This window comes from Ideonella lacteola (assembly GCF_038066555.1).
Classification (GTDB): domain Bacteria; phylum Pseudomonadota; class Gammaproteobacteria; order Burkholderiales; family Burkholderiaceae_C; genus Ideonella; species Ideonella lacteola.
The window spans coordinates 163,677-184,847 of sequence record NZ_JBBUTG010000009.1 but is presented as its reverse complement, the minus strand read 5'-3'; the positions used below and the strand labels follow the sequence as shown (position 1 = coordinate 184,847).

22 protein-coding genes are annotated in these 21,171 nt (G+C 65.9%); 10 read left to right on the top strand and 12 right to left on the bottom strand.

Annotated features, from left to right (window positions below; translation table 11 throughout):
• The first annotated feature begins 321 nt into the window (after nucleotides 1-321).
• Entirely contained in the window at nucleotides 322-2,196 is a 1,875-nt protein-coding gene (locus AACH06_RS15475; protein WP_341426640.1) for an ATP-binding cassette domain-containing protein, read from the top strand.
• Between the two features lie 217 nt (nucleotides 2,197-2,413).
• On the opposite strand, the gene AACH06_RS15470 is transcribed toward AACH06_RS15475, so the two are convergent.
• Nucleotides 2,414-3,385, bottom strand: coding sequence for a tripartite tricarboxylate transporter substrate-binding protein (locus AACH06_RS15470; protein WP_341426639.1), 972 nt, complete (start codon nucleotides 3,383-3,385; stop codon nucleotides 2,414-2,416).
• Between the two features lie 247 nt (nucleotides 3,386-3,632).
• Between AACH06_RS15470 and AACH06_RS15465 the strand changes: the two genes are divergently transcribed.
• The 7 genes from AACH06_RS15465 to AACH06_RS15435 all read left to right on the top strand — a co-directional run bounded on the left by AACH06_RS15465 (nucleotide 3,633) and on the right by AACH06_RS15435 (nucleotide 6,767).
• The gene (locus AACH06_RS15465) at nucleotides 3,633-4,004 is read left to right on the top strand and encodes a cupin domain-containing protein (protein ID WP_341426638.1); all 372 of its coding nucleotides are present in this window, start codon (nucleotides 3,633-3,635) and stop codon (nucleotides 4,002-4,004) included.
• A gap of 136 nt (nucleotides 4,005-4,140) precedes the next feature.
• Nucleotides 4,141-4,890, top strand: coding sequence for a glycoside hydrolase family 16 protein (locus AACH06_RS15460; protein ID WP_341426637.1), 750 nt, complete (start codon nucleotides 4,141-4,143; stop codon nucleotides 4,888-4,890).
• 7 nt (nucleotides 4,891-4,897) lie between these two features.
• A complete protein-coding gene (locus AACH06_RS15455) occupies nucleotides 4,898-5,398 on the top strand; it encodes a GNAT family N-acetyltransferase (RefSeq protein ID WP_341426636.1) in 501 nt (166 codons plus the stop codon).
• Between the two features lie 66 nt (nucleotides 5,399-5,464).
• Nucleotides 5,465-5,797 (top strand): ArsR/SmtB family transcription factor, encoded by a 333-nt coding sequence (locus AACH06_RS15450; protein ID WP_341426635.1) that lies wholly within the window; start codon nucleotides 5,465-5,467, stop codon nucleotides 5,795-5,797.
• 29 nt (nucleotides 5,798-5,826) lie between these two features.
• Nucleotides 5,827-6,084, top strand: a complete 258-nt coding sequence (locus AACH06_RS15445; protein ID WP_341426634.1) for a hypothetical protein — start codon at nucleotides 5,827-5,829, stop codon at nucleotides 6,082-6,084.
• A gap of 14 nt (nucleotides 6,085-6,098) precedes the next feature.
• Entirely contained in the window at nucleotides 6,099-6,500 is a 402-nt protein-coding gene (locus tag AACH06_RS15440) for a hypothetical protein (RefSeq protein WP_341426633.1), read from the top strand.
• A 3-nt stretch (nucleotides 6,501-6,503) separates the two neighbouring features.
• A complete protein-coding gene (locus AACH06_RS15435) occupies nucleotides 6,504-6,767 on the top strand; it encodes a DUF1737 domain-containing protein (RefSeq protein ID WP_479723920.1) in 264 nt (87 codons plus the stop codon).
• An 18-nt stretch (nucleotides 6,768-6,785) separates the two neighbouring features.
• Here AACH06_RS15435 and AACH06_RS15430 read toward each other — a convergent pair whose 3' ends face one another.
• The 11 genes from AACH06_RS15430 to AACH06_RS15380 all read right to left on the bottom strand — a co-directional run bounded on the left by AACH06_RS15430 (nucleotide 6,786) and on the right by AACH06_RS15380 (nucleotide 18,614).
• Nucleotides 6,786-7,418 carry a DsbA family oxidoreductase gene (locus AACH06_RS15430; RefSeq protein WP_341426632.1) on the bottom strand — a complete coding sequence of 211 codons (633 nt, stop codon included), beginning with the start codon at nucleotides 7,416-7,418 and terminating at the stop codon, nucleotides 6,786-6,788.
• A 23-nt stretch (nucleotides 7,419-7,441) separates the two neighbouring features.
• A complete protein-coding gene (locus tag AACH06_RS15425) occupies nucleotides 7,442-8,728 on the bottom strand; it encodes a phenylacetate--CoA ligase family protein (RefSeq protein ID WP_341426631.1) in 1,287 nt (428 codons plus the stop codon).
• Nucleotides 8,725-9,027, bottom strand: coding sequence for a hypothetical protein (locus AACH06_RS15420; RefSeq protein WP_341426630.1), 303 nt, complete (start codon nucleotides 9,025-9,027; stop codon nucleotides 8,725-8,727). Before AACH06_RS15420 ends, AACH06_RS15425 begins: the two co-directional genes overlap by 4 nt.
• A 55-nt stretch (nucleotides 9,028-9,082) precedes the next feature.
• The gene (locus AACH06_RS15415; RefSeq protein ID WP_341426629.1) at nucleotides 9,083-9,889 is read right to left on the bottom strand and encodes an ABC transporter ATP-binding protein; all 807 of its coding nucleotides are present in this window, start codon (nucleotides 9,887-9,889) and stop codon (nucleotides 9,083-9,085) included.
• 178 nt (nucleotides 9,890-10,067) lie between these two features.
• The gene (locus AACH06_RS15410) at nucleotides 10,068-11,402 is read right to left on the bottom strand and encodes an ABC transporter substrate-binding protein (RefSeq protein WP_341426628.1); all 1,335 of its coding nucleotides are present in this window, start codon (nucleotides 11,400-11,402) and stop codon (nucleotides 10,068-10,070) included.
• Between the two features lie 71 nt (nucleotides 11,403-11,473).
• Nucleotides 11,474-12,538 carry a branched-chain amino acid ABC transporter permease gene (locus AACH06_RS15405; RefSeq protein ID WP_341426627.1) on the bottom strand — a complete coding sequence of 355 codons (1,065 nt, stop codon included), beginning with the start codon at nucleotides 12,536-12,538 and terminating at the stop codon, nucleotides 11,474-11,476.
• A gap of 99 nt (nucleotides 12,539-12,637) precedes the next feature.
• A complete protein-coding gene (locus AACH06_RS15400; protein ID WP_341426626.1) occupies nucleotides 12,638-13,567 on the bottom strand; it encodes a branched-chain amino acid ABC transporter permease in 930 nt (309 codons plus the stop codon).
• Nucleotides 13,568-13,577: 10 nt separating this feature from the next.
• Nucleotides 13,578-14,471, bottom strand: coding sequence for an ABC transporter ATP-binding protein (locus tag AACH06_RS15395; protein WP_341426625.1), 894 nt, complete (start codon nucleotides 14,469-14,471; stop codon nucleotides 13,578-13,580).
• Nucleotides 14,468-16,423, bottom strand: a complete 1,956-nt coding sequence (locus tag AACH06_RS15390) for an AMP-dependent synthetase/ligase (RefSeq protein WP_341426624.1) — start codon at nucleotides 16,421-16,423, stop codon at nucleotides 14,468-14,470. The genes AACH06_RS15395 and AACH06_RS15390 overlap by 4 nt, the downstream gene beginning before the upstream one ends.
• Before the next feature lie 125 nt (nucleotides 16,424-16,548).
• Nucleotides 16,549-18,018: a sensor histidine kinase gene (locus tag AACH06_RS15385; RefSeq protein ID WP_341426623.1), complete on the bottom strand. Its 1,470-nt coding sequence runs from the start codon at nucleotides 18,016-18,018 to the stop codon at nucleotides 16,549-16,551.
• Nucleotides 18,015-18,614: a response regulator transcription factor gene (locus tag AACH06_RS15380; RefSeq protein WP_341426622.1), complete on the bottom strand. Its 600-nt coding sequence runs from the start codon at nucleotides 18,612-18,614 to the stop codon at nucleotides 18,015-18,017. The genes AACH06_RS15385 and AACH06_RS15380 overlap by 4 nt, the downstream gene beginning before the upstream one ends.
• Nucleotides 18,615-19,084: 470 nt before the next feature.
• Between AACH06_RS15380 and AACH06_RS15375 the strand changes: the two genes are divergently transcribed.
• Both AACH06_RS15375 and AACH06_RS15370 read left to right on the top strand, forming a co-directional pair.
• Nucleotides 19,085-20,212, top strand: coding sequence for a hypothetical protein (locus AACH06_RS15375; RefSeq protein ID WP_341426621.1), 1,128 nt, complete (start codon nucleotides 19,085-19,087; stop codon nucleotides 20,210-20,212).
• A gap of 49 nt (nucleotides 20,213-20,261) precedes the next feature.
• Nucleotides 20,262-21,161 (top strand): alpha/beta fold hydrolase, encoded by a 900-nt coding sequence (locus AACH06_RS15370; protein WP_341426620.1) that lies wholly within the window; start codon nucleotides 20,262-20,264, stop codon nucleotides 21,159-21,161.
• The last annotated feature ends 10 nt before the right edge of the window (nucleotides 21,162-21,171 follow it).

Sequence of the window (21,171 nt, the reverse complement as noted above, 5' to 3'; positions counted from 1 at the left end):
GGTCAGCGCGAGCCGAGGCTGCCGGGTGACCGGCTCCGGTCATGTCCCCCGCCACCAGCCTTCGGCAGGTGGCTACTCCTGATACTTCCCTTCACCGGTCACCCGGCCCCCCTCGGCCATCACCGCGGGCTGCCTGCGCCGATGAGCGCCAGCCGTGCCAATCGGGAGGGTGGGGTGTTCCGTGCAGCGAAGTATTGGGAGGAGGCGGCAGCCGCAGGCTGTCGACGGGGGACATGAGCGGAGCGGAACACCTCGCCCTCCCGATCCCGCTCTGGGCCGCCCCACAGCCCCTGGCGTGCGCCGAGCGTCGACAATGCACCCATGGCCCTGCTGACCCTCACCAACGCCCACCTCGCTTTCGGCCATGTGCCGCTGCTCGACGGTGCCGACTTTTCCCTCGAAGCCGGCGAGCGCGTCGGCCTGATCGGCCGCAACGGCACTGGCAAGTCGTCTCTGCTGAAGATCCTCGCGGGCATCGATCGGCCCGACGACGGCAGCCTGCAGCTCCAATCCGGCGTGCGGGTTGTGTACGTGCCGCAGGAGCCCGATTTCAACGACGACGCCACCGTGTTCGACACGGTGTCAGAAGGCGTGGCCGAAGCGCGAGAGCTGCGTGCCCGCTTCGAAGCCCATGCGCCGGGCGACGACCTGGACGCGCTTCAAACCCGGCTCGAAGCGCTCGGTGGATGGACGTGGGAACAGCGCGTCGACGAAACCCTGCAACGCCTGCGGCTCGACCCGGCCGGCGTCATCGCCCGCCTGTCTGGCGGAACCAAGAAGCGTGTCGCGCTGGCTCGTGCGCTGGCCGCGCAGCCGGACGTGCTGCTGCTCGACGAGCCCACCAACCACCTGGACCTCGAAGCCATCGACTGGCTGGCTGACCTGCTCACCGGCTTTCGCGGCGCGCTGGTGCTGATCACGCACGATCGCGCCTTCCTCGATGCGGTGGCCACTCGCATCGTCGAACTCGATCGCGGGCATCTGCACGGCTACCCCGGCAACTTCGCCGCCTTTGAAGCGGCCAAGCAACGCGAGCTGGAGGCCGAGGCGCTGGCCAATGCGCGATTCGACAAACTGCTGGCCCAGGAAGAGGTGTGGATTCGCAAGGGCGTCGAAGCCCGTCGCACCCGCAGTGTGGCCCGCGTCGCGCGGCTGGTGAAACTGCGCGAAGAGCACCGCGCCCGGCGCGAGCAGCAAGGCAAGGTGCGGCTGGACATCGACCGCGGCGCCTCGTCCGGCAAGCTCGTCGCCGAGCTCGACGGCGTCGGCAAACGTTACGGCGACAAGACCATCGTGCAGGACTTTTCAGCCATCTTCCTGCGTGGCGACAAAGTGGGCCTCGTCGGCCCCAACGGCGCCGGCAAGACCACGCTGCTGAAACTCATCCTCGGCCAACTGGCGCCCGACAGCGGCACCGTGCGCACCGGCAGCAACCTGACGATCGCCTATTTCGATCAGATGCGCGAAGCCCTGGACCCCGAAAAGACCCTGGCCGACACCATCAGCCCGGGCAGCGAATGGATCGAGATCGGCTCGCAGCGCAAGCATGTGATGAGCTACTTGGGTGACTTCCTCTTCGCCCCGGCGCGCGCCAATTCGCCGGTCAAGAGCCTCTCCGGTGGCGAGCGCAACCGCCTGCTGCTGGCCCGGTTGTTTGCGAGGCCGGCCAACGTGCTGGTGCTGGACGAGCCGACCAACGACCTGGACATCGAGACACTGGAGCTGCTCGAAGAGCTGCTGCAGGACTACGACGGCACCGTGTTCCTGGTCAGCCACGATCGGCGCTTCGTCGACAACGTGGTGACCAGCACCGTGGTGGCCGAGGGAGAGGGGCGCTGGCGAGAGTACGAGGGGGGCATCGCCGATTGGCAGGCCCAGTCGGCGCGCAGTGCCGCGATCGAAGCGGCTGCGCGCCCGGCGCCCACGCCCGCGCCCAAAGCGCCCGAGCCGGCGGTGGCACCCTCCACCGCGAAGAAGAAGCTCAGCTACAAAGAGCAGCGCGAGCTGGACGAGCTGCCGGCACGCATCGAGGCGCTCGAGGCCGAGCAGGCTCGCCTGGCCGCCGAAATCGGTGGCACGGCGCTTTACACCGAGTCACCCCAGCGCATTGCCGAGGTCACGGGCCGGCACGCAGCCATCGAAGACGAGCTGATGCAACTGCTCGAGCGCTGGGAAGCGCTGTCTCACCGCGGCTGAGGCCATGGTGGGCGGCTCGCGGGCTGCACAGACAAAGAAAAAGGAGCCACTCCCCCGAATGGCCCCTTTCAACGCACCCGTCGCTGTTGGACCGCGACCGGTGCTGAACGGGTTGGGCCGTCACCGGCCCTCGAGCCGCTGCTGGGCGGCGTGTTCGGCGCCCGGAAGCGCCGAGAGTTTGTTGTTCGTCGGCCCGCTCAATCGATGACGTTCTCCGTCAGTCGGCGTACTGGCCGGCCGCCTTGATGACCGGGCCCCACTTGTTGATCTCGGCTTCGACGAACTTCTTGTGGTCAGCGGGGTTCACCCGCGCGTCGTTGATGATCACCGCGCCCAGCGCTTCTTCGCGCTTGTCGAACTCCGGGTCTTTCAGTGCCAACTTGAGCGCGGCGTTGATCTTGTCCAGCACCGGCTTGGGCGTGCCCTTCGGCGCGTACAAGCCGTGCCAGATCGAGACATTGAAGCCCTTCAGGCCGGATTCGTCCAGCGTGGGCAGCTTGCCCAATGCCGGTGTGGTCAGGCGCTTGGTCGTCGTCACCGCAAAGGCCTTGACCTTGCCGCTCTCGATCTGGCTCGTGGTGTTGGTCGTCTGGTCGCACATGATGTCCACCTGACCGCCCAGCAGGTCGGTCATCGCGGGCGCGGTGCCCTTGTAAGGCACCGTGGTCATGTCGATCTTCAGGCTCTGCTGGAAGAGCAGGCCGCACAGGTGAGAAGCTGAACCCAGGCCAGCATTGGCGAGGTTGATCTTGCCCTTGTTGGCCTCCAGCCATTTGGACAGCTCGGCGTAGTTGGCGGCCGGCAGCGTTGTCTTGCCGATCAGCGTCATCGGCACTTCGTTGACGAGGCCCAGGTACTCGAAATCTTCCAGCGTCTTGTACTGCAGCGTGCGGTACAGGGCCGGCGAGGTGGCCATGCCGATGTGGTGCAGCAGCAGGGTGTAGCCATCGGGCGCCGCCTTGGCCACCTTGGTGGCGCCCAGCGTGCCGCCCGCGCCGCCCACGTTCTCGATGACGATGGCCTGCCCGCCCAAGGGCTTGCGCAAGGCTTCGGCCAGATCCCGAGCCACCTTGTCGGTCGGGCCGCCTGCGGCAAAAGGCACGACGAGGGTCACCGGCTTTTCCGGATACTCGGCGAAGGCCGAGCTGGCCAGGGTGGCGGCCACGAGGGTGAGGGCGAAGCGTTTCATGGGCGTCTGTCCTGTGAAGTCTGCAGGGTGGCCCATGCTAGCGGTGCGCCGCCGTTTGCCGTCTCGGGAACTACGTAAGGGTGGCCCCGGGAGTGGCAAGTTCACCCTTTGGGCGTTGTCGTCGCGGCCATCGAGCGGGGCGGAGGCTTCCGCAACCGTCCTGCAGGCCGCCCCAACGATGGCCTATGGGCGGCTGCAATAGGATGAGCGCCTTTCATTCCATTCAAGCCGTTGTGGCACAGCGCCCATGAGCCAAGCTTCTCCTGCCGTCATCCGTTTCGACCCCGCGCCCACGTCGGCGCCCGAGATCGATCACCCCCGTCCTGAGCGCCGCGAAGTGGGCGACCCCGAGCGTCGCACCTGGGTGCTGTATGACAACGCTGCCGACGGGCTTGCCACCGGCATCTGGGAGTGTGAGCCCGGCCGCTGGCGCATCGAATTCGGGCCGCGGGAACATGAGTACTTCATCGTCCTGCAAGGCATCTGCCGGGTGTATGACGCCGAAGGCCGGGTGGAGACCTTTGGCCCCGGCCAGGCCGTCTTCCTGCCCCCGATGTTCAAGGGTTCTTTCGAGGTCGTTGAACGGGTGCGCAAGCACTTCGTCATCGTCGAGCGCTGACCTCCGCACGGTCGCACACAACCGGACACGACTGCGGCACGTCCCTTACGCGGTCGCACACGTTTTGTGCAATGGGCGTGCCTGCGAACGCACTACGCTCGCAAGCACGCACGCCTTTGTGCGGGAGGAGACCCCCATGACATGGAAGACCTTTGCCACGCGCCGCACGGTGCTTTCGCTGTTGACCCTGGCCGCCTGTGGCGGCCCTCTGATGGCCGAAGCGGCCACGCTGCAGTTCTCTGGCTACACCTGGGAAGTTCGCCAAGGCGGCGGCGGCCCGGGCCCGAACAACTGGGACGCTCGCAACGTCTGGGTCGATGCCAACGGCGCCTTGCACCTGAAAGTGATGCAGCGCGACGGCAAGTGGACGGCCGCCGAGGTGACGATGACCAAGGCGCTGGGCTTCGGCACCTACCAGTGGCAGATCGAAGGCCGGCCGGACCTGATGAACCGCAATCTGGTGCTCGGCCTGTTCAACTACACCACGCCTGACATCGGCCCGGACGGCACCAACGAGATCGACATCGAGTTTGCCCGCTGGGGCAACGATGCCTGGCCCAACGGCAACTGGACGATCTACCCGTCGGTGCAGGGCCCCAAGCCGTTGTCGACGAGCTTCGAGATCTCGCTGGACAACCTGTCCACCCACCGCTTCACCTGGTCGTCCGACAGCGTGCGCTACGCCAGCCTGAACGGCCTGCGCGACGTGGGTGACAACACGGGCCTGATCAAGAAGAAGAACTTCTCGCCGGCGAACGCGCAAAAGCGCCTCCCGCAGGACCCCATCCCCGTGCACATGAACCTGTGGCTCTTCAAGGGCCAGGCACCCAGCGATGGGCAGCCGGTCGAGGTGGTGATCCGGTCTTTCAAGTTCGTTCCGCAGTGACCGTCGCTTGATCCGCCGCGCCCAGTGGCCTCGTGACCGCGAGGCCGTGCTCTGCCTCACCGGCGAATACCTCGCCTGGGTGGAGCAGGGCCTGCGGGCGCACATCGATCCGGCGGCGCAGATCGGAGCCGAGGCGGTGGCCGGGATGGTCGACAGCCTCGGCAGCCTCCCCATCGAGGAAGGCGGCATCTGGCTCGTCGAGCAGGGCGGGCAACTGGCCGGCACAGGCGCCTTGCGCCCGATCGCGGCGGCCACGGTGGAGTTCAAACGCATCTATGTGAGGCCGGTGTTTCGCGGGCGGCGGCTCGGCCAGGCGCTGATGCACACGCTGATCCACGAAGCCGCCTCACGCGGCTACCGACAAGCCGCGCTCGACACCGCGCCCTTCATGCCCGAGGCCCGTCGGCTGTACGCCGCCGCCGGCTTCCACGAAGCCGCGCCCTATGCGGGCACTGAGGTGCCTGCGGCCTGGCAGGGGCGGTGGTGCTTCATGACGCGCTCGCTCTAGAGCGAATTTGAAGATTTCCTGGCCACCTGCTTTGATTTCGTTTCATATGTCAGGTATTATTGACATGTGAAAAGCGAAAGTGCCACCCTGAACGGAGACCGCCTGCTGGCGGCGCTGGCCGCATTGGCCAGCCCGCATCGGTTGCGCGTCGTGGCGGCGCTGGCGCATGGGGGGCGCAACTACGTCAGCCAGCTCGCTCGCGAGCTCGGCATGAGCCGGCCGCTGCTGCACCTGCATCTGAAAAAGCTCGAAGAAGCGGGGCTGATCGCCAGCCAGCACGAGGTCTCCGAGGATGGCAAGGCGCTGAACTTCTTCGAGGTCACCCCCTTCGCCATCGACCTCACGCCGCAGTCGATCGCCAATGCAGCGAAGTCGCTGAGCGCACCCGTCGATCCCTGACCCCTTGTTCCACTGGACCCGAGGCCACCATGTCCGAAACCATCTATCTGCTGACGATCTTCGCGCTGCCGGTCACCCTGCTGCTCATCTTCGGCATGAAGTACTACGCGGCCACGCAGCAGGCCAAGGCACGCCAGGTACAGGAGGCGAGCTTTCGGGACGTGGCCAGCCGCGCGACGGCGATGCAAGCCGAGACCGCCGCGGCGCTGTCATCCATCCGCACGACGCTGGCTGATGTGACGACTCGGCTCGCCGCTGTTGAAAAGATCCTGAAGCAAGTCGAATGACCAAGGGGGCAGCCATGAACGACGTGTCACTGTTTCGTCTGTACCTGTTGCGGGCGCTGTATCTGCTGGTGGTGGTCGGCCTGGGCGTCGTCGTCTGGCCTGGGGTGGTTCACCGCGAGCATCCGTGGGAGCTGATGGAGGGTGTGGTGGCCTGCATGCTGGCCGCGTTCTCGTCGCTGTCGCTGCTCGGCCTGCGCTACCCACTGCAGATGTTGCCCCTGCTGTTGTGGGAGCTGGTGTGGAAGCTGATGTGGCTGGCGCTCGTGGCGTGGCCGCAATGGCGAGCCGACGCGATGGACGCCGCAACGATGAACAACACCATCGCCTGCCTGTGGGTGGTGATCGTGCCGTTCGTCATCCCTTGGCGTTATGTGTTCGCGCACTACCTCAGGAAGCCCGCCGAACGCTGGGCTTGAACCGTGCCTGGCAGACTGCGCCAGAGCCCCACCGCCATCGAAGACATCGACATGACGCCCGCCCATCCGCCCAACGACTTGCCCACCTACCGCCTGCTCACCGGCCCGGACGACGCCAGCTTCTGCCGCCGCGTCAGCGAGGCGCTGGCGATGGGCTACATGCTTTACGGCTCGCCGTCGGCGACCTTCAACGGCAGCAGCGTGATCGTCGCCCAAGCCATCGTGTGGCCCTCGGTCGAAGATTCGATCGCTCGCCCATCCGCTTGAATGACCGCCTGAGCGAATCTACTCGGCCGCCTGTGCCAGCTGGCGCAGCGCCTGTTCGAACACCTCGGGTGGTTGGCCGCCCTGAATCAGGTGGCGGTCGTTGATGATGATGGAGGGCACCGAGTTGATGCCCATCTGCTGCCAGTGGCGCTCTTGCGCGCGCACCTCGGCGGCATAGCGGTCGGAAGCAATGACCTCGCGGGCGCGCTCGCCATCGAGCCCGGCCTCCACGGCCGCCCGGTACAGCACCTCGGCGTCGCCGGGGTTGTCGTTGCGGCCGTGGTAGGCCTGCAGCAGCGCGTGCTTCATCTCGCGCTGCCGTCCTTCCAGGCCGGCCCAGTGAATGAGCCGGTGCGCGTCAAAGGTGTTCCACACCCGGGCGCGATCACCGAACTGGAAGCCCACCGAGGCGCCTCGCTCGCGCAGCCCGGCCCGGTTGCGTTCCAACTGCTCTTGGGACAAGCCGTACTTGCGCATCAGATGCTCGGTGGCGTCTTCGCCCTCGGCCGCCATCTGCGGGTTCAACTCGAACGGGTGAAAGCTCAGCTCGACCGGGATGTCGTCGCCGATCTTCTCCAACGCCCGTTCGAGCGCATTCAAACCCACCGCGCACCAGGGGCACGCCACGTCGGACACGAAATCGATCTTCATCGGCGCAGTCTACCGATCGGCGTTCAGTCGTACTTGCGCGCGTCCTCAATGACCTTGCCATCGTTGGGCAGGCTGCCCGGCGCCATGAACTGCACCTCGCCGCGCAGTTTCGTCACGTCGCGCAGGGTGTCGGCCAGGCGGGCCGCCAAGCCTTCGGGGGCCCCAGCGATCTCGACCCTCAGCGTCATGCGGTCGTTGGCCATCTCGCCCTCGACCACCAGCCGGCCGCGGCCCGCCTCGGGGTGGCGCCGCAGCACCTCGGCCACCTGGCCGGGGTGCACGAACATGCCGCGCACCTTGGCCGTCTGGTCGGCGCGGCCGAGCCAGCCCCGGATGCGGGCGTTGGTGCGGCCGGTCGGGCAGGGGCCGGGCAGGATGGCCGAGAGGTCACCGGTGCCGAAACGCACCAGCGGATAGTCGGGGTTGAGCGTGGTGACCACCACCTCGCCCACCTCGCCTTCGGAGACGGGGTCGGACGTGCCGGGCCGCACGATCTCGACGATCACCCCTTCGTCGATCACCAGGCCTTCTCGCGCGTGGGTCTCGTAGGCGATCAGGCCGAGGTCGGCCGTGGCGTAGCTTTGGTAAGCCTGCACGCCGCGTTCTTCGAACCAATGCCGAAGCGATGGGGGAAAGGCCTCGCCGCCGAGCATCGCCTTGGTGATGGAGCCGGCCGATACGCCGGTTTCGGCGGCCTTTTCCAGCAGGATGCGCAAGAAGCTGGGCGTGCCGATGTAGCCATGCGGGCGCAGCTCGGCCACCGCCTGCAACTGCAGCTCGGTGTTGCCCACGCCGCCTGCGAACACGGTGCAGCCCACCGCATGCGCGCCGGATTCCATCATGGCGCCGGCCGGGGTGAGGTGATAGCTGAAGCTGCAATGCGCGAGATCACCGGCCCGGAAGCCCGCCGCGTGGATGGCCCGGGCCATGCGCCAGTAATCGGGGGCCTCGCCCTCGGGTTCGTAGATCGGCCCTGGGGATTGGAAGACGCGCCGGGCACCTTGCGAGCGCAGCAGCCCTCTCCAGCCGATGGCCGAGAAGCCGCCGAAGGGCTCATGCTTCGAGGCGTCGGCCCGGTCGCGTTGCTGGCGCGCCAGCAGCTCGCTCTTGCGCACCACCGGCAACCGGGCCAGCGCCCCGCGGCTGCCAACTTGCGCCGGGTCGACGCCGGCCAGCAGATCGGCGAAGGCATCGGTGCGCGCTTGCGCGTGGGCCACCACGCCGGGCAGGGCCGCCATAAGGGCAGCCTCTCGCTGGGCAGGTGGGCGTGTTTCCAGTGTGTCGTAAAAGGCCTGGGTGTCGGCGCTCATCGCTCCTCCTCGGTCCAGCGGGCCAGACGTTTTTTCAACTCGTCGGTGAACTTGCGCACCGCTGCGCTGCTGTCCAGCGTGAAGCCATCCCACTCGGGCACCTGGCGCGAGGGCCGCTTCGCCAGCCGCGCCTCGATCGAGGTGGTACCGGCCGCCAGCTCCATCACCCGCGCGCCCTTCAGCTCGAAGCCGTCACCCCGCTCGGTCAGCGTGCGCAGATCACGCAGCGTGCGTTTGAGCAGCACCAGCGCGTCGGCCGGCTTGAACGGGGGCGGCGCAAATCCAAAATCGTCAGCCATTCATGTCTCCCTTGCCAGGTGGGGCAGTCGCCGAAGGCGCTTCAGGGGTGGGCCATCACGCCAGCCAGCGCTTGCGGCGCTTGTAGCTCTTCACATCGCGAAAGCTCTTGCGATCGCCGCCACCCATGCCGAGGTAGAACTCCTTCACGTCCTCGTTCTCACGCAGCGCCTTGGCTTCGCCATCCATCACGATGCGGCCGTTCTCCAGGATGTAGCCGTAGTCGGCGTAGCGCAGTGCGATGTTGGTGTTCTGCTCGGCCAGCAGGAAGGTCACCTTCTCGCGCTGGTTCAGATCGCGCACGATCTCAAACACCTCTTCCACGATCTGCGGCGCCAGGCCCATCGAGGGTTCGTCCAGCAGCACCATCTTTGGGTTGGCCATCAGGGCTCGCCCGATGGCGCACATTTGCTGCTCGCCGCCCGAGGTGTAGGCGGCCTGCGAGGTGCGCCGCGTCTTGAGGCGAGGGAAATAGTTGTAGACCTTCTCCAGCGTGGCCTCGACCGCGGCCTTGCCGTCGCGCCGGGTGTAGGCGCCGGTCATCAGGTTCTCTTCGATCGTCAGGTGCGCGAAGCAGTGCCGCCCCTCCATCACCTGGATCACGCCGCGATCCACCATCTGCGCCGGCGAGAGCTTCTCGATGCGCTCGCCGCGCAGCTCCACCGAGCCCTTGGTGACCTCGCCGCGTTCGCCGGCCAACAGGTTCGACACGGCGCGCAGCGTGGTCGTCTTGCCGGCGCCGTTGCCACCGAGCAGCGCCACCACCTGGCCCTCCGGCACCTGCAGCGACACGCCCTTGAGCACCAGGATCACGTGGTTGTAGATGACCTCGATGCCGTTGACGTTCAGGAGGATGTTGCTCATCGTTGGCCCTTTGCTCTTCGAAGCACCGCACGCGGTGCTTCGAAGAAGGCCCCGCCAGGGGCCGGCCCCGCCGGGCGGGAAATGGGGGGTCTCGAACCCCTCTCGCTCGGCGAGAGGGGAAGGGGAGAGTGCCGTGAGGTTCAGCCGCCAGCGGCAGACAAGGGGTTGAAAGCAGCCATCAAGACTGACAGTCCTCAGGAGCGCGGCGTGTGAGTTTCTTGTCGCCCGCGTACTTGTCCGCCGCCGCCTTGACCATCGGCTTGATGATCTGCTCGTCGGCCTGGTACCAGTCGGAGCTGAAGTTCCACTTGCTGCCATCCCAGGTGTGGATCCGCGCCCAGGTCGAACCCATGTGGTCCTGGCAGGAGGTCGACAGCGGACGGATCACGCCGGTTAGCCCGAGCGTGGCGAGCTTCTTGTCATCCAGCGCCAGGTTCTCCAAGCCCCAGCGAACCTGTTCGCCGGTCATGACCTTGCCCTTGCCGAAGCGCTCCTGCGCGCGGCGCACCGCTTCGATGGCCATCGCCTGGATGATCACGCCGCGGGTGTACAGCACCGAGCCCACCTCATCCTTCGGCCCCGTGCCCTGACCCTTGTCGTGCACGAACTTCAGGATGTCCTGGATCACCTTGGGCTGCTGCCCCGAGGTGTTGAGGTTGAGCGCGTTGTAGCCCTTGGCGCCTTCGCCCACGTCCTTCACATCGGGCTCGGCGCCGGCCCACCACACGCCATACATCTTGTCGCGCGGATAGCCGGTGGCCTGGGCCTCCTTCAACGCGGTCGAGTTCATCACGCCCCAGCCCCACAGCAGCACGTAGTCGGGCCGTTGCTGGCGCACCTGCAGCCAGGCCGACTTCTGCTCCACGCCCGGGGCGGTGACCGGGATCTTCAGCAGCTCGAAGCCGTGCGTGCGCGAGCGCTCCTCCAGCAGCGGCATCGGCTCTTTGCCGAACGGGCTGTCGTGGTAGACCAGCGCAATCTTCTTGCCCTTGAGCTTGTCCAGCCCGCCTTCCTTCTTGCCGATGTGCTGGATCAGGATGTCGGCGGCCGTCCAGTAGCTGCCCATCAGCGGGAAGTTCCACTTGAAGACGCCACCGTCCTGGCTGGCCGACAGGCCGTAGCCCAGGGTGATCAGCGGGATCTTGTCGTTGGGCACCTTGTCGGTCAGTGCGAAGGTGATGCCGGTGGCCTGCGGGTCGATCACGCTGGCGCCCTTGCCCTTCAGGCGCTCGTAGCACTCGACGCCCTTGTCGGTGGCGTAGCCGGTCTCGCACTCTTCGAAGGTGAGCTTGACGCCGTTGATGCCGCCATCGCGGGCGTTGATCATCTTGATGTAGTCCTGCTTCCCGTTGGCCCACGGCGTGCCGTTCGGGGCATAGGGGCCGGTGCGGTAGACGAGCAGCGGGAAGAATTGCTCTTTGGCCTGGGCCCAGCTGGTGGCCGGCGACAGCGCCGCGACGCTGGCGGTGGCCAGCCACGCGGCGCAGGCCAGGGTCTTCAACTTATTCGACATGTCTACCTCCGGGGTGGATGAAATGCACTCGTGGTGCGGGCTCTGTGGTGTCGGAAGGGGTTCGAGCGGGTTCAATGCGGGAAGGGCCACAGGCGCAGCTTCTCGCGGGTGGTGGCCCACAGCCGGGCTATGCCGTGCGGCTCGACGATCAGGAAGAACACGATCAGCGCGCCGAACACCATCGAGGTCAGGTGCGACGCCAGCGCGGTGTCGATCGGAATGCCCAGCGCCGAGGGCAAGGCATCCAGAAAGATCGGCAGCAGCACGATGAACGCGGCGCCGAAGAAGCTGCCGGCGATCGAACCCAGGCCGCCGATGATGATCATGAACAGCAACTGGAATGAGCGGTCGACCGAGAACGCGGCCGGCTCCCACGAGCCCAGGTGGATGAAGCCCCACAGCCCGCCCGCCACGCCGACGATGAACGAGCTGACCGCAAACGCCGTCAACTTGGCGTAGACGGGCCGGATGCCGATCACCGCGGCGGCCACGTCCATGTCGCGCATGGCCATCCACTCGCGGCCGATGTGGCCGCGCACCAGGTTCTTCGCCATCAAGGCAAAGAGCGTGACGAACGCGAGGCAGAACAGGTACTTGTGCGCGGGTGACTCCACCGGCCAACCCCACACGTTCAGCCCCGCCACGCTCACCGAGCCGGAGGACGAGTCGTTGGTGAACCAACGGATGCGCAGGAAGGCCCAGTCGGTGAAGAACTGGGCGGCGAGGGTGGCCACGGCGAGATACAGGCCCTTGATGCGCAACGACGGGATGCCGAACAGCACCCCCACCACCGTGGCGCACAGGCCGCCGAGCAGCAGCGCCGCGATCAAGGGCATGCCCTCGACACGAACGAAGAAGTTGTACGCGCCATAGGCACCGATGGCCATGAACGCCCCGGTGCCCAGCGAGATCTGGCCGCAATAGCCCACCAGGATGTTCAGCCCGAGCGCCGCCATCGACAGGATCAGGAACGGGATCAGGATGGCGCGGAAGGTGTACTCGCTGGCCAGCAGCGGCACGGCCACGAAGGCCGCCGCGATGAGGCCGAGGATGACCACCTTGTCCTGCACGACCGGGAAGATCTGCTGGTCGGCGCGGTAGCTGGTTTTGAATTGGCCGTTTTCACGATAAAGCATGGTGCTACTTTCGCGGTGATCTTTTGACTTCGGCCGCGCCCTGCGGGCGCTTAACTTCGCTGCGCGAAGTTAGCCTGCGCCGGAAGACCATTGCTCGCGTCATACGCGATCAATGATCTTCTCGCCGAACAGCCCTTGCGGTCTGAAGAGCAGGAAGACCAGGGCCAGCACATAGGCGAACCAGATCTCGATGCCGCCGCCCAACATGGGCCCGATGTAGACCTCTGACAGCTTCTCGCCGACGCCGATGATCAGCCCGCCGATGATGGCGCCGGGCACCGAGGTGAGGCCGCCGAGGATGACCACCGGCAAGGCCTTCAAGGCCACTTGTGAGAGCGAGAACTGGACGCCCAGTTTCGAGCCCCAGATGATTCCGGCCACCAGCGCCGCGAAGCCGGCCACCGACCACACGATCACCCAGATGCGCGACAGCGGGATGCCGATGGACTGCGCCGCCTGGTGATCGTCGGCCACGGCGCGCAGGGCTCGGCCGGTGGCCGTCTTCTGGAAGAACAGGCTCAGCGCTGCCACCAACGCGGCGGCGATCAAGGCCGCGTAGAGATCTTCGGCGTTGATCAGCACACCGCCCTGGAAGGTCTGCTCGAACAGGAAGATCGGATCCTTCGGCATGCCGATGTCGATCTTGTAGATGTCCGAGCCGAACAGCGTCTGGCCGAAGCCGTCCATGAAGTAGCTGATCCCGAGCGTGGCCATCAGCAGCGTGATGCCCTCCTGGTTGACGAGGCGCGACAGGCACCAGCGCTCGATCACCCAGGCCACCACCACCATCACCGCCATCGCGCCAATGAAGGCCAGCAGGTTGGCGAGCACCGCGTTGTCGAAGCCGAACCATTTCGGAAACCACTCCGAAAACCGTGCCATCGCGAGCGCCGCGAACAGCACCATCGCGCCTTGCGCGAAGTTGAAGACGCCCGAGGCCTTGAAGATCAGCACGAAGCCGAGCGCGATCAGCGAATACAGCATGCCCGCCATCAGGCCGCCGAACAGCGTTTCGAGGAAGAATCCCATGGCCGTGCTTTCAGTGGCTGGTGCCCAGGTAGGCGCTGATCACGTCGGGGTTGGCGCGCACGTCGTCGGGGGCGCCATCGCCGATCTTCTTGCCGTAATCGAGCACCACCACCCGGTCCGAGATGTCCATCACCACCCCCATGTCGTGCTCGATCAGCACGATGGTGGTGCCGAACTCGTCGTTCACGTCGAGGATGAAGCGACACATGTCCTGTTTCTCTTCGACATTCATGCCCGCCATCGGCTCGTCCAGCAACAGCACCTGCGGCTCCATGGCGAGCGCGCGGCCCAGGTCCACACGCTTTTGCAGGCCGTAGGGCAGCCGGCCCACCGGCGTCTTGCGGTGGGCCTGGATCTCAAGGAAGTCGATGATGTGCTCGACGAACTCGCGGTGGGCCACCTCTTCGCGCTCGGCCGCACCCCATCGGATCGCCTGCTGGAAGATGTTGGTCTTCATCTTCAGGTTGCGGCCGGTCATGATGTTGTCGACGACGCTCATGCCCTTGAACAGAGCCAGGTTCTGGAACGTGCGCGCCACGCCCATCTCGGCCACCTGGCGCGAGTTCATGTGCTTGAAGGTCTGCCCGCGGAAGGTGATCTGCCCTTCCTGCGGCGTGTAGACACCGTTGATGCAGTTGAGCATCGAGCTCTTGCCGGCGCCGTTCGGCCCGATGATGGCGCGCACCTCGTGCTCGCGGACGTTGAAGCTGATGTCGGTGAGCGCCTTCACGCCCCCAAAGCGCAGGCTGATGTTCTGCACGTCGAGGATCACCTCGCCGATGCGGCGCCCTTTGCTGTTCGTGTTCGACGTTTCCGCGGTGCCGGTGGGCGAGGGCGAGCCCGCGTCGCGGCCCGCTGCGACAGCTTCGGCAGGTGCCAGGCGGGCGGTCAGAGCGTGGGTCATGCGGCCCTCCGGGCGGCGACGGTGGCGGGAAAGGTCTTCACGTCCTGGATCTTCAACGTGGCGCTGATGCTGCCGGAGCGACCATCCTCGAACTTGACGGCGGTCTCGATGAACTGCTCGGCACGGCCTTCGTAGAGCGCATCGACCAGCACCTGGTACTTGTCGTGGATGTAGCCGCGCTTGACCTTGCGTGTGCGCGTCATCTCGCCGTCGTCGGCGTCCAGCTCCTTGTGCAGGATCAGGAAGCGGTGGATCTGGCTGCCGGCCAGCAGCTCGTCGCGCGCCAAGTCGGCATTGACCTGCTCGACGCAGTCGGCGATGAGCGCGTACACCTCGGGCTTGCCGGCCAGATCGGTGTAGCCGGCGTAGGGCAGGTTGCGGCGCTCGGCCCAGTTGCCCACCGCCTCGAAGTCGATGTTGATGAAGGCGCAGACCTTGTCGCGCTTGTCGCCGAAGGCCACCGCCTCCTTGATGTGCGGGAAGAACTTCAGCTTGTTCTCGACGTACTTGGGCGCGAACATCGCGCCGTCGCACGCGCCGCCCATCAGGCGGCCCACGTCCTTGGCCCGGTCGATGATCTTCAGGTGGCCGCCCGCATCCAGGAAGCCCGCATCGCCGGTGTGGAACCAGCCGTCACTGGTCAGCGCCTCGGCGGTGGCGGCCGGGTTCTTGTAGTACTCCTTCAGCAGGCCGGGCGACTTCACCAGCAGCTCGCCCGATTCAGACAGCTTGATCTGCACGCCTTCGACCGGCACGCCCACCGTGTCGGCCTTGGCCTCGTGGTCGGGCTGCAGGCACACGAACACTGCGGTTTCGGTTGAACCATAGAGCTGCTTCAGGTTCACGCCGATCGAGCGATAGAAGCTGAACAGATCGGGGCCGATGGCCTCGCCCGCGGTGTAGGCCACGCGCACGCGCGAGAGCCCCAGCGTGTTGCGCAGCGGCCCGTAGATCAGCAGGTTGCCGAGCTGGTAGCGCAGGCGGTCCCACGGGCCGACGGGCTGGCCGTCCATCAGCGCGGTGCCCACCCGGCGCGCCAGGCCCATGAAGTGGTGGAACAGGGCTCGCTTCGGCGCCGCCGCGTCTTCCATGCGGATCATCACCGAGGTCAGCATGCCTTCGAAGATGCGGGGCGGGGCGAAGTAGTAGGTGGGGCCGATTTCCTTCAGGTCGATCGACACCGTCGCCGCCGACTCGGGACAGTTGACGATGTAGCCGCAGGCCAGCCATTGGGCGAAGCTGAAGATGTTCTGCCCGATCCACGCCGGCGGCAGGTAGGCCAGCACCTCTTCGTTCTCGGTCAGCCGATCGAATGTCTTGCCCGCGGTGGCGCGATCGAGCAGCGAGAAATGCGTGTGCACCACGCCCTTGGGGTTGCCGGTGGTGCCCGAGGTGAAAAACATCGCGGCCACATCGCCGGCCTGGCCGCGGGCCACTTCCTCGTCGAACAAGCGCGGGTGCGTCTGGGCATGGCGCCGGCCCGCTTCGAGCAGGCTGTCCAGCGAAGCCAGGCCGGGTTCGTCGTAGTTCCGCAGGCCGCGCGGGTCGTCGTACCAGATGCGTGCCAGCTGCGGGCACTGCGGGCGGATCTCCAGCAGCTTGTCGACCTGCTCCTGGTCTTCCACCACCGCGAAGGCCACCTCGGCGTTGTGGATGGGGAACACGAACTCGGCCGCCACCGCGTCCTGGTACAGGGGCACCGGCACGGCCCCGAGCGCCTGGGCGGCCAGCACCGCGGCCGTGAGGCGAGGGCGGTTGTCACCGATCACCACGACGTGCTGGCCGCGCTGCAGGCCGGCCGCCGCGAGGCCGCAAGCAAGATCGCGCACCCGCTCGGCCAACTGGCCCCAGGTGGTGGTCTGCCAGATGCCGTATTCCTTCTCGCGCAAGGCAGGCGCCGCTGGCCGCTTGGCAGCATGGTCCAGCATCAGACGAACAAACGTGGTTTGCACGGCGCGTTGTCTCCATTCGGCCTGCAGCGGGCACCCCGATGGGGCGAGCTGCTTTGTGGGATCGCATCGTAGGCCGAAGTTTGACGCCGTGTTGTCGGTTGGACGACAATTGAAGGCTCATTCCGCTACGGAGTTTCCCCAGGCCGGTGGGGAGGGGCGGCCAACGGCCGCCTTGCCTCGACCTTGGCGGCAGCAGGCAGAACAACGGGCCGAGCAACCGGCGGCACCAAGTCTCGGCGGGCCGGCGGCGCCAGCCCCGCGGCCGAGGCTGGCACCTTCAAGGTGAACGTGCTGCCCTGGCCCGGCGAAGACGTGACGGCGATACCGATGCCCACCGACCGGGAAAGTTGCTTCACGATGGACAAGCCCAACCCGAGGCCGACGCGGCCGTCATGTGGGCGGCGATCCACCTGAAAGAACTCGTCGAAGATCCTTTCCAGGTGCTCGGGGCTGATGCCTCGGCCGGTATCGGATACCTCGATCGTGATGTGCTCTCCGATGGTCCGGGCCTCCACCAGGACGGACCCGGCGCGGGTGAACTGAAGCGCATTGGCCACCAGGTTCGACACGATGCGCATCAGCGGCAGCCGCGCGCTGAACACGACCTGCGCGTTGGCGTCGAAGCGGAGCAAGAGGCCCTGTGCAAGCGCCGTTGGGTCGTGTGTGCGACGCAGTTCCTCGAAAAGTTCGGTCAGCTCGATCGGCTCCATGTGCAACGGCGCGTCTTCCAGGTCCAGTCGAGTCAGGTCGAGCAGATCGTCGACCACCTTCGACATGGTCTCGGCACAGGTCAGGATGTGCTGCATGGCATCTTGTGTCGGCGAGGGCCGCAGACATGCGCTTTGCGCCAGCAGCACGATGGCTTGCAGTGGCTGGCGCAGATCATGGTTGGCGGCGGCAAAGAATCGCACTTTGCTGGCCTGCGCGTCGCACAAGGCGCGGTGCGCGGCATCGGCTCGCTCGACTTCGCGGTGCAGCGCATCCACCAGGTCGGCATTTTGTTGACGCTGGGCCCTGACTGCAGCGAGAGTCCTGGCGTGCAGGTAACCCGTGAGTGAGATGTACACGGCCGCCACTGCGCCGCACCACGCCAGCCAAGAATACGGTTGGCCGCCGATCCATGCATCACGCAGCGCCAGGGGCCCGAGGAGCAATGCCACATAGGCCACCAGCAAAGGGTAGAACCAAGCCAGTGAAACGGCCGCGCTCATGGCAAGGACGCAAGTGGTCATGTGGAGGGCGAGTTCGGCGCCCCATGGACCTGGTGCACGCAGGACCACGGCGGTGAGACCCCACAGCAGCGCGTGAAGCAGCACGCCCGGCAAGCCGACCCGGCCGCGAACGATCGGTCTGGATGGTGAGCGCTTCAGGTCCAGTGCCGCCATCACCGCGCGCAGACCGCAAAACCCGATGAGCAGCACCATGCAATCGATGAAGCCGGGCGACCCGTGGCTGGGGGCGAACTGCCACGCGACCAGGCTGGCGCCGAGCAAGCCCGTCACCGAGGCGACCAGCGCCATGCTCGATGTGGAATCCTGTCGTCCCGGTGCAGCACGGTCGAGCCACAGCGGTCCGTGTGCCAGGAGGCGATTCATCCGATCAGCCCACGCTCGCGGGCAATGACCAGCAGGTGGGTCCGGTTGCGGGCGTTCATCGTTTCCAGCAGGGCCGTGACATGCAATTTGACAGTGCGTTCCGCGATGCTCAAGCGAGAGGCGATTGACTTGTTGGGCAAGCCTTGGGCCACCAGGTCCAGCACTTCCAACTGGCGTGTAGTGGGATCAGGGTGGCTGCAGGCGTGCCTGTCGAGCGCGTGGAACCACTCTTGCCCCGAGACGACGGCCTGCATCGCGTCGATCACCTCCGTCAGGTTCGATGATTTGGTGACCAAGCCTTGAGCGCCAGCCAGGCGGGCGCGGATGGTCAGGCACTCTTCGTCGATCCCCGAGATCAACAGACGCGCCAGGTGTGGAAACGCCCGCGCAAATCGACCGATGCCGACCAGCCCGTCCTCGTCGGGCAAGCGATAGTCGACGATCACCAGGTTCAGCTCGGGCCACCGACCAGCTTCTGTCAAGCCTGCGTCAACAGAGTCGACAGCCCGGACGTGCAGGTGTTCTGCCGTGGCTTGCAGTGCGTGGACAAAGCCCACGCTGAACAGCGGGTGGTCGTCGACGAGCAACACGTTCATGGCAGGAGGTGCGGGCATCTTCGTCGTGTGTCTGAGCCGATCGGTGGGATGACCGATTCACATCGCTGGTGCGGTGTTCGACGCTGTGCGGAACATCAAACCGCGCCTTTGGCCGCCTCGCCAGACGACCAAACCCGTCGGTCTTATTGAGCTCCGCCTGGCTCCAGACACAGCAATAGCGTTCACATCGGTCGCGTCGGCGGGGCGCATCACCCCGACCTGCCCTTTGGTGCTGTTGTCGAGCACCGCAGTCGGCGAATACGATCACTTTACCCAAGACACCTGACGGTGAGGCACTCGATGAGTGTCGGCACCTTTATCGAGTTAGGGGTTGTGCGACACGTCATGCATGCGCGGCATGCCGCCATGCCTGTTGCGCCCACCGGGCCGTTTGCCCAGGCGCCGAAGGTCGCGTTCAGTACAGCGCAGCCACGCCTGACGCTGCCCAAGTATCCAAGGAGGTTGAACCCATGAACATGAATCCTGCACCCCGATCCCCCTCTGCGCTGCGCGCGTTGCGCACGGCCGCCTCAGTGCTGTATTTGGCCGCAGCGGGGGTGCATGCCGCGGCTCCACAGTACGCGGTATCCGTCGTGAAGGAAGACAGCCGGGTCGACATCGGCGGCGGCGCCTACTTCAAGTACAGCTTCTATGGGCTGTCGATGAACGACGCCGGCAAGGTGCTGGTTGTCGAATCTACGAGTGGCGCGCAATACGTTACACGGTATGCGGTCTACAGCAAGAACGGCGAGCGTCAGAAAGACATGACATGCCTGGACTACTACGGTGCTGCGGTGGGCATCAACAATTTCGGTGACGTGGCTAGGTATTGCGATCTCCAGCCGGAGCGCGTGACCAGCAGCGTTGTGAAAGGCAAGGGCTTCGACGCCGAGATCCATGGCTTCGACGATCCGGGCGACGTGACCGACGGATTCTTCGCCGATGCATGGGCCTATGGCTTGAGCGACAACGGCTATGTGGTGGGCGCCGCGTCCGGTGAAATCCAGGTCCGGTATCGGGGTTTCATTCGGAACCCGGACGACTCGATGCTGGAGATCGGCACCTTCGGCGGCGAGCGGAGTGAGGCGAAGGCGGTCAACAGCAAAGGGGTTGCCGTCGGTTGGGCAGAAACCTCCGATGGCAGCCAGCATGCCTTCAAGTGCCGCTCGGGCTTGCTCATCGACATCGGTACGCTGGGTGGCAAGACCTCTTACGCCACCGACATCAACGACGCGGGCCAGGTGCTGGGCAGCGCCGAAGACACCACCGGCATGACGAAGGCCTTCATCCATCAGGGCTCGAAACTGACGGCCATTCCCGCACCGGCGGATGCCCAGACCTACGGCGAAGCCATCAATCGGCGCGGATGGGCCGTGGGCCGCTATCGAATGGGCAGCGGTGAATCGGGCGGCTTCCTCTACGACGGTGCCAACTTCTACAAGATCAACGAGTTGCTGGCGGAGGCTGACGCGGACTGGAAGATTGAAGGGGTGAGCGACATCAACAACCATGGCTGGATCCTGGCGAAGGGCCGGCGAAAAGGGGCCGAGTTTTCCGCCGTGATCCTCTTGCGCCCGCTGCAGCCTGCTCAGCCCTGAAAGGGCCAGGCCGATCCCGTGTGGCCTTGTTCATCAGACCACCTCTGCCATGTCGCAATTGAACGGCAACCGATTCACTTCGTCGCTCGTGCATTGCGGCACGAGGATCGACTACGAGTACACGCCGCCACTGGAAGACCACCGGGCGACCGCGGTATTTCTGCCTGGGCTCTTCACGGGGGGGGGGCTCTGGCAGGCGCAGCAACGGCAGGCCTTGCGATTGGGATATGGCGCCTTGGTCATCTGCGATCCCTTCGTGACGCTGGATCTGGGCCGGCAGCCGATGGCCTGCTTTCGCGATTGCCTGGAATGGCTGGCGTACCGGCACGGCATCCATGCGGCGGTACTCTGCGGCAGTTCGGTTGGCGCATTGATGGCCATCGAGTACGGGGCGCTCGGGCGGCGGAAGTTCCACGTTGTCGTGAGCGACATGGCCGACGCTGACAGCCCGCTGGAGGGCGGCTTTCGGGGGCAGCCGTTACCCGATGCCCACCAGGTCGAGCGTGTGCTGCGGCGGCAGCTCTTCAACCAGGCTGCCGTCACGGCAGAACGAGTCGAGCGCATCCAGCAATGCCTGACTTCATCGCACCATCGACAGTGGGTCCGGTATGTGTCGGCCATGCGGCGCCACCCTGTGCACAGCCAATTGCAGCGACTCATGGGCCGTTTATCGCTGGTGGTGGGCGAGCATGACGAATCGCTTTCCGTGGCCCGCTGGGCCTCGATGCTGCGGGACAACATCGATGCCGGCCAGGTCAACTGGACCCCGGTGCCCCGGGCGGCACGCGCGCCGATGATCGAGAACCCGGATGAAGTCGATCTGGTGCTTACCTCGGCGCTGTGTCGCGCCGGCCGATCTGCCATGCGCGGACGGGTGCCTCCGACCTGGATCGGTGCCGACGACCCACATCAGGTGATGGAGACGGCGGCAGGGGCGCATCGGGCTTGATGTGAATTGA